Origin of the sequence: Enterobacter sp. CPE_E863 (assembly GCF_046521465.1) — a bacterium.
GTDB lineage: Bacteria > Pseudomonadota > Gammaproteobacteria > Enterobacterales > Enterobacteriaceae > Enterobacter > Enterobacter adelaidei.
This window is the reverse complement of record NZ_JBKFZX010000001.1, coordinates 3289056-3301582: the sequence shown is the minus strand read 5'-3', so window position 1 is coordinate 3301582 and position 12527 is coordinate 3289056. Positions and strand designations below refer to the sequence as shown.

Here is a 12527-nt window from a genome sequence, read left to right as displayed (position 1 = left end):
CGTGGTAAAATTATCACAGACATGAATGCGCTAAAGGAGTCACCATGACGATTACCTGCCCGGATTGCCAGACACCGCTTGAGCCCCTGAATGGGGTGGCACATTGCGACAGCTGTAATAAAGACATTGCGCTTGAAGCCCGTTGCCCGGAATGCCATCAGCCGCTCCAGGTATTAAAAGCCTGCGGCGCGGTGGACTATTTCTGCCAGAACGGCCACGGTCTTATCTCTAAAAAACGCGTGGAGTTCGTTCAGGCTGAAGGCTAATCGCACACGCTGCCTTCGCCTTTCTGCCACAGCTCGACCAGCGACTCGGGGGCTTCCTGCTCGGGTACCAGCACGATGATATCGGCGTAGTGCGCCTGATTTTGCCCGGTCCAGATAATCTGGATGCGGAAATAGCGCTGGTCACCGCTGCCGGGTGACGAGGCTTGTCCCGGCGGCTGACCGCGCGGAAAGGCCTGCTCCAGGATGCTCACCACGCGCTGGCGCTGAGCCTCATTGAGCGAAGAAAGCGCGATGGTACGCTGGCCGCTCAGCTTAGGAATAAAAGCGACGCCGCCTTCACGGGCCAGCTCAACCACGGCGTCATCCGTCAGTTCCGGAACCTGCATTTACAGCACTCCCACCTGTTCCCAGGCTTGCTTAATGGCCGCTCCAACGTCGCCACCGGAGCGTTTCTCTCCGTGCGCTATCGTCAGTTTTGCGAAGGCATCAAAATCCGCATCCTGCGCCAGTTTGCGATCGCAAACTGTGTCGTACCAGGCATAACCCGCTTTTTCCCAGGCGTAGCCGCCGATAGCCGTCGCGGCCAGATAAAATGCCCGGTTGGGGATGCCGGAGTTCAGGTGTACGCCGCCGTTATCCTCACGCGTTTTAATGAAATCTTTCATGTGCGCGGGCTGCGGATCTTTGCCGAGCAGCGGATCGTCGTAGGCGGTGCCGGGTTCAGACATCGAGCGCAGCCCTTTACCGTTGATTCCTTTTGCAAGCAGCCCTTCACCAATGAGCCAGTCTGCTTTATCGGCGGTTTGCTTCAGATGATACTGTTTGACCAGGGATCCAAACACGTCTGACAGCGACTCGTTCAGCGCGCCAGACTGTTCAAAATAGATAAGCCCGGCTTCGGTCTCAGTCACACCGTGGCTCAGCTCGTGTGCCACCACGTCGATGGCGATGGTAAATCGGTTAAAAATTTCCCTGTCACCGTCGCCGAATACCATCTGCTGACCGTTCCAGAAGGCGTTCTGATATTCCCGACCGTAATGCACGGTGCCGGTCAAAATAAGCCCTTTATTATCGAGTGAGTCACGCTGATATTCTTTCCAGAAGAAATCATGGGTAATACCCAAATAATCGTACGCTTCATCCACTGCCACATCACCGTTCGAAGGCTGGCCTTCGTAACGCACCTGCGAACCCGGCAGTTCCTGGGTCTGCTTCGCGTCGTAAATATCGCGCTCCAGCTGTCCGGCTTTATTCACGTGCGGCGCGGCAGGTTTTCCCGGCATGTGGGCCATCAGCGTCTGGACATGGGTTAAGGTCTGGCGGGCGCAGCGCTGTTGCGGCTCTGAACCGCTTTCGATAATACGACGAAGAATATAAGGGGGAATAACGCTATGACGATGGGACATGCTGCTCTCCTTATTAAAAAAGGGAATAGCAGCAGTATAGTAAGTAACCGGCGAAGAATTATCCGGTTTTACGCTGGCGCGTTTTTTTCACCGGTTTAATTGATTTCACTTCGCTTTCTACCCAACCGTCTGAAAGACGTGTCGTCAGCACATCACCGGTATTCACCTGTTTAGTTTGCTTCAGCACTTTGCCGTCCGTCGCCGTCGTCACGCTATAGCCGCGCGCCAGCGTGGAGAGAGGGCTGACCGCTTCAAGATGGGTCACCGCATTGCCAAAGCGTTCGCGGGTTGAGCTCAGTCGTGTACGGATATTCTCTGCCAGACGATATTCGAGCTGCTGGATCCGCGTTTGCGCGCGATAAATTTTCGGCTGCGGGTTCTGCTGGTTCAGGCGCTGCGTGACGCGCTGCTGACGCGACACCGCGCGCTTGAGCTGGTTATCCAGCGCGAAATTCATGCGCTGACGCAGGCGCTCCAGGACGGTCTGCTGACGCGCCAGTCGCAGTTGTGGGTGCTGCTGCTGCAGTCGATGATGAAGCTGGGTAAAACGACGGGTACGGTTTGCGAGGAAGTAGTCCATCGCCATTTCAAGACGCTGCTGGCCGTTCTGAAGCTGACGCAGCAGTTCCAGCTGGTTGCGACTCACCACTTCCGCTGCTGCGGACGGCGTAGGGGCGCGTAAATCCGCAACAAAATCCGCGATGGTGACGTCCGTTTCGTGCCCGACGGCGCTCACGACAGGGATATGGCTTGCGAAAATCGCTCGTGCCACACGTTCGTCGTTAAAGCTCCACAGGTCTTCCAGCGAGCCGCCGCCACGTCCGACTATCAGCACGTCGCACTCCTGACGCGCATTCGCCAGTTCAATGGCGCGGACAATCTGGCCCGGTGCGTCATCACCCTGTACGGCGGTTGGGTAGATGATCACGGGTAGGGAAGGGTCACGACGCTTAAGCACGTGCAAAATATCGTGCAGGGCCGCACCGGTTTTTGAAGTAATAACCCCAACGCAGTGGGCAGGAGACGGCAGGGGCTTTTTGAACTGCTGGTCGAACAACCCCTCTTCCGAGAGTTTTGCTTTTAGCTGTTCATACTTCTGCTGTAGCAAGCCTTCGCCCGCAGGCTGCATGCTCTCGACGATAATCTGATAGTCGCCGCGCGGCTCATACAACGTGATATTGGCGCGCACCAGAACCTGCTGGCCGTGCTGAGGACGGAACGTCACGCGACGGTTGCTGTTGCGGAACATCGCGCAGCGCACCTGGGCGGTATCGTCTTTTAGCGTAAAGTACCAGTGACCGGATGACGGCTGCGTGAAGTTTGAGATCTCACCGCTGATCCACACTTGCCCCATTTCCTGCTCAAGCAGTAAACGAACCGTTTGATTAAGGCGGCTAACAGTAAAAATTGAAGGGGTTTGAGAGGATAACATGTGAGCGGGATCAAATTCTAAATCAGCAAGTTATTCAGTCGATAGTAACCTGCTGAGAGGGGAGTGCAAGGTTTTTTTATAAAAAAGTGTGGATGCAATCGGTTACGCTCTGTATAATGCCACGGCAATATTTAACCACCCAGGTCAGAGATATTGCCCATGCTACGTATCGCTAAAGAAGCACTGACGTTTGACGACGTCCTCCTTGTTCCCGCTCACTCCACTGTTCTGCCGAATACTGCCGATCTCAGCACGCAGTTGACGAAAACCATTCGCCTGAACATTCCTATGCTCTCTGCGGCAATGGACACCGTGACTGAAGCGCGCCTGGCTATCGCCCTGGCACAGGAAGGTGGCATCGGCTTTATTCACAAAAACATGTCTATCGAGCGTCAGGCAGAAGAAGTTCGCCGCGTGAAGAAACATGAATCCGGTATCGTGTCTGACCCACAGACCGTTCTGCCAACCACCACTCTGCACGAAGTGAAAGCCCTGACCGAACGTAACGGCTTTGCCGGTTACCCGGTTGTGACTGAAGCCAACGAACTGGTCGGTATCATTACCGGTCGTGACGTGCGTTTCGTGACCGACCTGAACCAGCCTGTCAGTGTTTATATGACACCGAAAGAGCGTCTGGTAACCGTTCGTGAAGGCGAAGCCCGTGACGTCGTGTTCGCTAAAATGCACGAAAAACGCGTTGAGAAAGCGCTGGTTGTGGATGCGAACTTCCACCTGCGCGGCATGATCACCGTTAAAGATTTCCAGAAAGCAGAACGTAAACCTAACGCCTGTAAAGACGAGCATGGCCGTCTGCGCGTAGGTGCTGCGGTTGGCGCGGGTGCCGGTAACGAAGAGCGTGTTGATGCGCTGGTTGCTGCGGGCGTTGACGTGCTGCTGATTGACTCCTCTCACGGCCACTCCGAAGGCGTTCTGCAACGTATTCGTGATACCCGTGCTAAATACCCTGATCTGCAGATCATCGGCGGTAACGTGGCAACGGGCGCAGGTGCTCGCGCACTGGCTGACGCTGGTTGCAGCGCGGTGAAAGTGGGTATCGGTCCTGGCTCCATCTGTACTACCCGTATCGTCACCGGCGTGGGCGTTCCACAGATCACTGCAGTTTCTGACGCGGTTGAAGCGCTGGAAGGTACCGGTATTCCGGTTATCGCTGACGGCGGTATCCGCTTCTCTGGTGACATCGCTAAAGCGATCGCCGCAGGTGCTGCTGCGGTGATGGTAGGCTCTATGCTGGCTGGTACCGAAGAATCCCCGGGTGAAATCGAACTCTACCAGGGCCGTTCTTACAAATCTTACCGCGGTATGGGCTCTCTGGGCGCGATGTCCAAAGGTTCCTCTGACCGTTACTTCCAGACCGATAACGCCGCTGACAAACTGGTACCGGAAGGTATCGAAGGTCGCGTTGCTTATAAAGGCCGTCTGAAAGAGATCATTCACCAGCAGATGGGCGGCCTGCGCTCCTGTATGGGTCTGACCGGCTGTGGTACCATTGACCTGCTGCGTACTAAAGCGGAATTCGTACGCATCAGCGGTGCGGGTATCCAGGAGAGCCACGTTCACGACGTGACGATCACCAAAGAGTCCCCGAACTACCGTCTGGGCTCCTGATAAGTTTCCGCGCCCGGCTCCTGCCGGGCGCTCTGTTTTTGTTTCACTTGCCTCGGAATTAGCGTCAATGACGGAAAACATTCATAAACATCGCATTCTCATCCTGGACTTTGGTTCTCAGTATACTCAGCTGGTGGCGCGTCGCGTACGTGAACTGGGCGTTTACTGTGAACTGTGGGCGTGGGATGTCACGGAAGCACAGATTCGCGAATTCAATCCAAGCGGCATCATCCTTTCTGGCGGCCCGGAAAGTACTACCGAAGAGAACAGCCCGCGCGCACCGCAGTACGTGTTCGAAGCTGGCGTGCCGGTATTCGGCGTTTGCTACGGCATGCAGACCATGGCAATGCAGCTTGGCGGCCACGTCGAAGGTTCTAACGAGCGTGAGTTTGGCTACGCGCAGGTAGAAGTTGTCACCGACAGCGCGCTGGTGCGCGGTATCGAAGACTCCCTGACCGCAGACGGCAAACCGCTGCTGGACGTGTGGATGAGCCACGGCGACAAAGTCACCGCCATCCCGTCTGACTTCGTGACCGTTGCCAGCACCGAGAGCTGCCCGTTCGCTATCATGGCAAACGAAGAAAAACGCTTCTACGGCGTGCAGTTCCACCCGGAAGTGACCCACACCCGTCAGGGTATGCGCATGCTGGAGCGCTTCGTGCGTGACATCTGCCAGTGTGAAGCCCTGTGGACCCCGGCAAAAATCATCGACGACGCCGTTGAACGTATCCGCCAGCAGGTTGGCGATGACAAAGTGATCCTCGGCCTCTCGGGCGGCGTGGACTCCTCCGTGACCGCGATGCTGCTGCACCGCGCCATCGGCAAAAACCTGACCTGTGTCTTCGTCGACAACGGTCTGCTGCGTCTGAACGAAGCCCAGCAGGTTATGGACATGTTTGGTGACCATTTCGGTCTGAACATCGTTCACGTGGAAGGCGAGCAGCGCTTCCTGGACGCGCTGAAAGGTGAGAACGATCCGGAAGCGAAACGTAAAATCATCGGCCGTGTGTTCGTGGAAGTGTTCGACGAAGAAGCGCTGAAGCTGGACGACGTGAAATGGCTGGCGCAAGGCACCATCTACCCGGACGTGATCGAGTCTGCGGCATCCGCAACCGGTAAAGCACACGTTATCAAATCTCACCACAACGTGGGCGGCCTGCCGAAAGAGATGAAGATGGGTCTGGTTGAGCCACTGCGTGAGCTGTTCAAAGACGAAGTGCGTAAGATCGGTCTGGAGCTGGGTCTGCCGTACGATATGCTCTACCGTCACCCGTTCCCGGGTCCGGGTCTGGGCGTGCGTGTGCTGGGCGAAGTGAAGAAAGAGTACTGCGACCTGCTGCGTCGCGCGGACGCGATCTTCATCGAAGAGCTGCACAAAGCTGACCTGTACAACAAAGTGAGCCAGGCGTTCACCGTGTTCCTGCCGGTTCGCTCTGTAGGCGTAATGGGCGATGGCCGTAAGTACGACTGGGTTGTCTCCTTGCGTGCGGTAGAAACCATCGACTTCATGACCGCGCACTGGGCGCATCTGCCGTATGACTTCTTAGGCCGCGTGTCTAACCGCATCATCAACGAAGTTAACGGTATTTCCCGCGTGGTGTATGACATCAGCGGTAAACCACCAGCTACGATTGAGTGGGAATGATTTCCCAACCGGATACGTCTGGTACTAACAGACTATAAAATATCTCTAAGCCCGCGGATAGCGGGCTTTTTTTTGGGCCATGGCTGGCAACATCATGCCAGGTTAGTGCCAGGAGCGGGCGTAATGTAAGGCTATCCATTAAATTCTTATTCGATGCGTTCCACATTTGGATGACGATCGGTTGCGGCTTCATGGAAAATGTCACCCAGCCAGCCGGCAATCTCACCTTCAGTCATATCGTCAGGAATAGCGATGTCATAGAGTCGAGAAAACTTTCTCTCCGTCAGGTCAGCACGAAATACCAGCCAGCGTTCATTCTTACGTTGAACGCCAATATGCCGTCCAAAAACGTTATATATCAGCATATGCAATCTCCGATCATGCTAGTGAGTTCCTGTATCTATGATACATACGTCAGATCAGGCCAGAGAGTGAATCGTACAAATATGAAAGGTCAGCGTCCGCTCCTTGCTAAAAATGCTTTAATCAACTATGGAACAACAGGGTTAGTTTAACAATTAGCAATAGAAACTTTTATTGCTATAGCTTTATTGCTTATATATTAATTTAAAATAGATATATTTTTCTTAAGGAGATATGCATGAGCATCACCATCTGCAAACCACACGAATATCCTGATTTGGTTGATATTTTTATCGAGATGGAACACTACTATAATCAGAAGCTTTGCTTGTCCCGTAATGACATGACCGTATATCTGAGGGACAAGGTCCTTGCCTTTGATTCTAATACCGAAGTTCACAAAGTGGTTTGTGATGGAGTAATAGCTGCGTTTTCATGTGTATCAGTGATGTACCCTTCACCACGTTTCAGCGGGCAAATGTTTATCAAAGAGCTTTTTGTTTCTGCACCTTTCAGGAGGAATGGAATTGGTAGAAAGCTGATGAGTTTTATAGCCTGTCGAGCACAAGAACGAGGGTGTTTACAACTCGATTGGTTATCTGTGGCAGCAGACCCATTGGCGCAGAAGTTTTATGAGTCCCTCGGAGCTCAGGTTATCAAGAGTGTTAACTATCACCGGGTTTTTGGCACAAAAATAGATGAGCTGGCCCGTAGTGCAGGCTGAAGTACTCTGGAAAAGAGACGCCCTGTTGATAAAAATAGCATAATGGTAAATCCGCTCCTCGCTCACACTGGACCCACCTGAATAGGGCCCTTACAATTACCCCCAACCTGAACTTTCGACGACCGTTTAGGTCAACAAAAAACTAAACAGGGCATTTCCAGTTGAAACTCAGAACCCTCCAGGGTTTTTCACCCTCATGATGGTTCCACCGCGCCCGGTGTAAAGCCGACACTCATTAACCAACGGAGGTTATCATCTTGAACAAGACAATACTCTCATGCTCTGTGGCCGCGCTGTTGGCTGTGTCCGCCATGTCCGCTCAGGCCAGGACCCCGGCCAAACTCCATTCGCCAGTGTCAGGCGTGCTCTGCGACCGATATGTATGCGCCAATGACAAGGGAATTTCCCGTGAGCTGACCGAGAAGTATCTCGGCAAGAAGGCTGCTGCAAACGAGGTGTTCACATCGAGCGATGTCGATCTGACCGAATTCACCTTTGCTAACGGCATTTTCTGCGATGTGAAGGAACGGCTGTGTCGTGAAGATCGCTATTATGGCGCCAACGGTCAGCGTTCCGGGGCGGTCTCTAAAAAGTACACAAAGCTGCTCTTTGGTGAATAATAATGATGAAAAAGAGATCTCAGGCAGAGGCTACGTTTTAGGGATATAAATTATATTTTGCAGCGTATATTTTAAATAATGATATGATTGCTGAAATTAAATATTTCATTAAGGATTGTATTGCGGAATATTGCTCTGTTACTACGCTTTAGCTGAGCGTAACAGTGAAGCGGTCTGGTTACGTGAATTCCCATTCACTACCATGAGCGAATAACGGAATGAAAAACCGCATAATGATTGTCGGTGGCGGGACGGGAGGGACGATTGTCGCCAACCTGCTGGCCAGGAAATTACGACGCGAAATTGCCGCCGGTCAGGTAGAACTGATGCTGATATCCGAATCACCGGTGCACTACTACAAACCCGCGTTTATGTACGTCGCGTTTAACCTCTTTCATCACCATGAGCTGGCCCGGCCTGAGCGGCAATTATTGAGTCCGGAAATTCAATTTATTACCGATAAAATAGAATCTTTCGATTTTAAACAACGCCGCTTATACAGCGCCAGTAAGAAACACTACGACTGGGACCTGCTGGTTATTGCTACTGGTTGCACACCTTTCCCTCAAAAAATCCCTGGCCTTGCTGAAGTGGGCGATCATTTTTACCAATACGCGGCGGCCAGACAATTAGCCCATAAACTTGCCACCATTAAAAAGGGACGAATCTTTATCACCGTCTCTTTCCCGGAAACCCCTAATGTGCCCCACCAGTGTGGGATCGCCCCCATCGAAACCACGCTGATGGTTGACGACTATCTGCGTCAGCGTGGTGTACGTAATCAGGTTGAGATTGTTTATACCTATCCGACCGTAGCGCAATTACTGCGAAACTGTCTGTTCCTGCAACGTCCGGTTGGGGAGGCGCTGGGGGATATTTTTGCTGCCAAAGGCATACAGCACCAGCGCGGTTTTACCTTAAGTCATGTCGATCCTGACAGCAAAATCGCGTATTCCGCCGAGGGCGATTCGCAGAACTTCGACATCCTGATGGCCACGCCTCCCATCAGGGCGGTAGAGGCGGTGCGTAATACGGGGCTCAGTGAGATTCAGAATGGAGAAGGCTGGTTGCCGACGGATCACCAGACGCTCGGCGTCTACGGGTTAGAAGGCGTTTATGTGATCGGCGATACCGTCGATCTCCCTATCAGTAAAGCTGGCGGGTCGTGCCATAACCAGGCCCCGATCATTGTCGACAATATTGTGGCGGAACTGTATGGCAGACCACCCGGAAGCGGTAATCATTACGATGGCCGGGTTCAGGCCGTCGCGCAGATGGGGCTCTGGGCGGGGATGCCGCTGGTATATGACTATCGCAATGATGTGACGCCGGTGCCTGCGACAAAACTCGGTGGCATGCTGCGAAACGGTTTTAACCGTGGACTGTATTGGGGTGTCGTGAGGGGGATGTTCTGATGAGCGAACAGGAACAATTGCTGAAAAATCTTGCTCCGCTTATGGCCGGCAATCGCCTGAATAATCTTGTTGATTTGCTCGCCCTGGTGGCGGACCTGCTTGAAATGACCGATAACGCGATGGTCGAAAAACTGGCCGGCGTTTTTGAAGATGTTGTGACTGTCGGCTGGGAAGGCGGAACTGCGCTACGCATGGCATGGGGAGAGCAAATTAACCGGGAAGGGGATGTTTCGCTTCGGCAGGTGTTCTCGATGCTGAACGATCCAGATACCCGTCGCGGCATTATGCTTCTACTGCGCGTTCTGCAGATTACGGGGCAACGCCTGAGTGCTCTCTCATCCGTAGACTACCCGGAGTGTACTGAAATAAAGAACTGACCAAAATGCCGGGGGGCGGCTGTGCCGTTCCCGGCCGGCAAAAGGGCAATGCAGACTATTTGTCCCCACTTCCCAACCTGTACGCCAGCGCCACCACCAGCGACTGCACCAGGCACAGCGTTGCTGACTGGGAGCGGAACGCATCCACCTGTGCCTCTTTCACCACAAAACAGAGATCGCTGAACGTCGCCAGCGGGCTGATCTGGCTATCCGTAATCACAATCTGACGTGCGCCAACGCTGGCGGCGGTTTCGCTGACCATCACCGTCTCTTCCGCGTACGGCGAGAAGCTGATCGACACCACAATATCTCGGGCCTTAATGCGGCTGATCTGCTCGCGCAGCATCCCCCCCATCCCGTCGAGCAGGATAGGGCGGCACTCCAGGTGGCTCAGGGCGTAGGTCAGATAGGCCGCGACGCTGAAGGAACGGCGTAAACCGGCGATGTAGATGGTGTCGGCATCGGCCAGCAACTGCACGGCGCGCTCCAGCATTTCTGGTTCGGCGCGGGCGGCCAGCTGCTGTAACGCCTGCGCATTCGAGCGGGCGAATTCCTGCAGGATATCGAGCGGCGTTTCCGGCACGGCCTCGCTCTCCATTTCGCGGAATAGCCGGGCGCGGTCGCTGTAGCTGGCGGTCTCCTCCACCAGGTTCATGCGAAACAGCTGTTTCATCTCGTTGAAGCCGGTGAAGTCGAAGGCGTTGGCGAAGCGGATGAGCGTCGATGGTGGTACGTCGGCGCGCTCGGCAATGACAGCAACCGTATCAAAGGCCACGCTGTTGGTGTTATCAAGCACATAGCGGGAAACCTGCTGCAGCCTCTTGCTCAGGCTATCGTAGCGATCGCGGATTTGCTGCTGCAGTTCGTTCAGGCTGGTTGCTGTCGTCATGTTATCCCCCAAATACAGTCATATGATTCTAAACGCAAAACCGCGTCTTTTAAATGTCGGCCATCCATCTGGCAGCAAAAATGAAACAGAAGCTTCAGTCATTTCCTCGCCCGAAATCCCTTAATAGCTCAGGCTGAGTCAGTGATGTTGGCTGTTAACATAAAAATCCATCCTTGATCACAATAATCATCATTTATTTTATTTCAACTTAAAATGGAATATTTGTTTCATATATAGTGTTCAGTACACAACGTTCAGGTAACAGTCACGTATCAACAGCGAGAGGTTAAGGATGGAGACGGTAGCGAATTTTATTCACGGCGAATGTGTCACCGGTTCAGGCCAGCGCGTTCAGGCGATCTTCAACCCGGCCACTGGTGAACAAATCCGCCAGGTGGTGATGAGCACGGCACAGGAAACCGAACAGGCGATTGCCGCAGCACAGCAAGCGTTTCCCGCGTGGGCGCGTTTTGCTCCACTTAAGCGCGCACGTGTGATGTTCCGCTTCAAAGCGTTGCTTGAAGAGAATATGGAGCGTCTGGCCCGTATCATCAGTGAAGAACACGGTAAGGTCTTCTCAGACGCAGTTGGCGAACTGACCCGTGGCCTGGAAGTGGTGGAATTCGCCTGCGGCATCCCGCATCTGCAAAAAGGTGAACACTCTGCGAACGTCGGCACGGGCGTCGACAGCCACTCGCTGATGCAGCCGCTCGGGGTCTGCGCCGGGATCACGCCGTTTAACTTCCCGGCGATGGTACCCATGTGGATGTTCCCGATTGCGCTGGCGACAGGCAACACCTTCGTGCTGAAACCATCGGAAAAAGACCCTTCACTCGCGCTCGCGCTGGCGCAGCTGCTGAAAGAGGCCGGCCTGCCGGACGGCGTCTTCAACGTGGTGCAGGGCGATAAAGAGTCCGTTGATGTGCTCCTGACCGACCCACGCGTGCAGGCGGTGAGCTTTGTTGGCTCAACGCCGATTGCCGAATACATTTACCAGACCGCGTCCGCCCACGGTAAGCGTTGTCAGGCGCTCGGCGGCGCGAAAAACCACTGCATTTTAATGCCGGATGCCGACATGGATATGGCGACGAACGCCATCATGGGCGCGGCTTTTGGGGCGGCAGGGGAGCGCTGTATGGCGCTTTCCGTGGTGCTGGCCGTGGGCGATAAAACCGCCGATGATCTCTGCGCCCGGCTGGAAAAACAGATCGCCGCGCTGCGCGTCGGGCCGGGGCTGGACCAGAAGCCAGAAAACGAGATGGGGCCGCTGATCTCCGCCGCGCACCGCAGCAAGGTGCTGGGCTACATTGACAGTGGCGAAGCGCAGGGGGCGAACCTGCGCGTGGATGGGCGTGGCTTCAGCGTGAAGGGTCACGAGCAGGGCTATTTCGTTGGGCCGACGCTGTTCGATAACGTCACTCCGGAGATGACCATCTATAAAGAAGAAATTTTCGGTCCGGTGCTTTCTGTGGTGCGCGTAGCAGATTACGCCAGCGCGGTGGATCTGATTAACCGCCACGAATATGGTAATGGCTCGGCTATTTTCACCCGTGACGGTGGCTGCGCGCGCCGCTTCTGTGAAGAGGTGCAGGCGGGCATGGTGGGGGTCAACGTGCCGATCCCGGTACCAATGGCATTCCACAGCTTCGGCGGCTGGAAGCGTTCCATCTTTGGTGCGCTCAATGTTCACGGGAACGATGGCGTGCGTTTCTACACCCGAATGAAAACCATCACCGCGCGCTGGCCGGAAATGCAGCAGGAGACAGGCGCTGCGTTCTCCATGCCGACGCTGGGCTGACAGGG

The 12527-nt window shown here is 54.4% G+C and carries 13 protein-coding genes; 8 read left to right on the top strand and 5 right to left on the bottom strand.

Features of this window, described 5'->3' with window-relative positions; genetic code table 11:
* The first annotated feature begins 44 nt into the window (after positions 1 to 44).
* Positions 45 to 266, top strand: coding sequence for a zinc ribbon domain-containing protein (locus ACLHV8_RS16270; protein ID WP_049005540.1), 222 nt, complete (start codon positions 45 to 47; stop codon positions 264 to 266).
* Here ACLHV8_RS16270 and ACLHV8_RS16265 read toward each other — a convergent pair.
* From ACLHV8_RS16265 to xseA, 3 genes are read right to left on the bottom strand one after another with little or no spacing between them, the layout of a single operon-like run.
* Entirely contained in the window at positions 263 to 613 is a 351-nt protein-coding gene (locus tag ACLHV8_RS16265) for a protealysin inhibitor emfourin (protein ID WP_208594787.1), read from the bottom strand. The two genes, ACLHV8_RS16270 and ACLHV8_RS16265, sit on opposite strands and share 4 nt — an antisense overlap.
* Complete coding sequence (locus ACLHV8_RS16260) at positions 614 to 1633, bottom strand: M4 family metallopeptidase (protein ID WP_208594788.1); 1020 nt, start codon at positions 1631 to 1633, stop codon at positions 614 to 616.
* 58 nt (positions 1634 to 1691) lie between these two features.
* The gene (xseA, locus tag ACLHV8_RS16255) at positions 1692 to 3065 is read right to left on the bottom strand and encodes an exodeoxyribonuclease VII large subunit (protein ID WP_028016100.1); all 1374 of its coding nucleotides are present in this window, start codon (positions 3063 to 3065) and stop codon (positions 1692 to 1694) included.
* A gap of 159 nt (positions 3066 to 3224) precedes the next feature.
* Here xseA and guaB point away from each other — a divergent pair, with 159 nt between their 5' ends.
* Positions 3225 to 4691, top strand: a complete 1467-nt coding sequence (guaB, locus tag ACLHV8_RS16250) for an IMP dehydrogenase (RefSeq protein WP_028016101.1) — start codon at positions 3225 to 3227, stop codon at positions 4689 to 4691.
* Between the two features lie 67 nt (positions 4692 to 4758).
* Positions 4759 to 6336, top strand: coding sequence for a glutamine-hydrolyzing GMP synthase (guaA, locus tag ACLHV8_RS16245; RefSeq protein ID WP_024908661.1), 1578 nt, complete (start codon positions 4759 to 4761; stop codon positions 6334 to 6336).
* Between the two features lie 146 nt (positions 6337 to 6482).
* Here the strand turns inward: guaA and ACLHV8_RS16240 are convergent, their stop codons facing one another.
* Positions 6483 to 6701: a hypothetical protein gene (locus tag ACLHV8_RS16240; RefSeq protein ID WP_028016102.1), complete on the bottom strand. Its 219-nt coding sequence runs from the start codon at positions 6699 to 6701 to the stop codon at positions 6483 to 6485.
* Positions 6702 to 6937: 236 nt separating this feature from the next.
* Here ACLHV8_RS16240 and ACLHV8_RS16235 point away from each other — a divergent pair, with 236 nt between their 5' ends.
* The 4 genes from ACLHV8_RS16235 to ACLHV8_RS16220 all read left to right on the top strand — a co-directional run bounded on the left by ACLHV8_RS16235 (position 6938) and on the right by ACLHV8_RS16220 (position 9835).
* Entirely contained in the window at positions 6938 to 7423 is a 486-nt protein-coding gene (locus tag ACLHV8_RS16235) for a GNAT family N-acetyltransferase (protein WP_028016103.1), read from the top strand.
* A 257-nt stretch (positions 7424 to 7680) separates the two neighbouring features.
* Positions 7681 to 8043: a YcgJ family protein gene (locus ACLHV8_RS16230; RefSeq protein ID WP_032666651.1), complete on the top strand. Its 363-nt coding sequence runs from the start codon at positions 7681 to 7683 to the stop codon at positions 8041 to 8043.
* A 218-nt stretch (positions 8044 to 8261) separates the two neighbouring features.
* Positions 8262 to 9458 carry an NAD(P)/FAD-dependent oxidoreductase gene (locus ACLHV8_RS16225; protein WP_208594477.1) on the top strand — a complete coding sequence of 399 codons (1197 nt, stop codon included), beginning with the start codon at positions 8262 to 8264 and terminating at the stop codon, positions 9456 to 9458.
* Positions 9458 to 9835 carry a DUF1641 domain-containing protein gene (locus tag ACLHV8_RS16220; protein ID WP_028016106.1) on the top strand — a complete coding sequence of 126 codons (378 nt, stop codon included), beginning with the start codon at positions 9458 to 9460 and terminating at the stop codon, positions 9833 to 9835. The genes ACLHV8_RS16225 and ACLHV8_RS16220 overlap by 1 nt, the downstream gene beginning before the upstream one ends.
* Positions 9836 to 9890: 55 nt before the next feature.
* Here ACLHV8_RS16220 and ACLHV8_RS16215 read toward each other — a convergent pair whose 3' ends face one another.
* On the bottom strand, positions 9891 to 10724 hold the full coding sequence (locus ACLHV8_RS16215) for a MurR/RpiR family transcriptional regulator (RefSeq protein ID WP_028016107.1): 834 nt from the start codon (positions 10722 to 10724) through the stop codon (positions 9891 to 9893).
* A gap of 292 nt (positions 10725 to 11016) precedes the next feature.
* Here ACLHV8_RS16215 and ACLHV8_RS16210 point away from each other — a divergent pair, with 292 nt between their 5' ends.
* Positions 11017 to 12522: a CoA-acylating methylmalonate-semialdehyde dehydrogenase gene (locus tag ACLHV8_RS16210; protein WP_028016108.1), complete on the top strand. Its 1506-nt coding sequence runs from the start codon at positions 11017 to 11019 to the stop codon at positions 12520 to 12522.
* Positions 12523 to 12527: the final 5 nt, after the last annotated feature.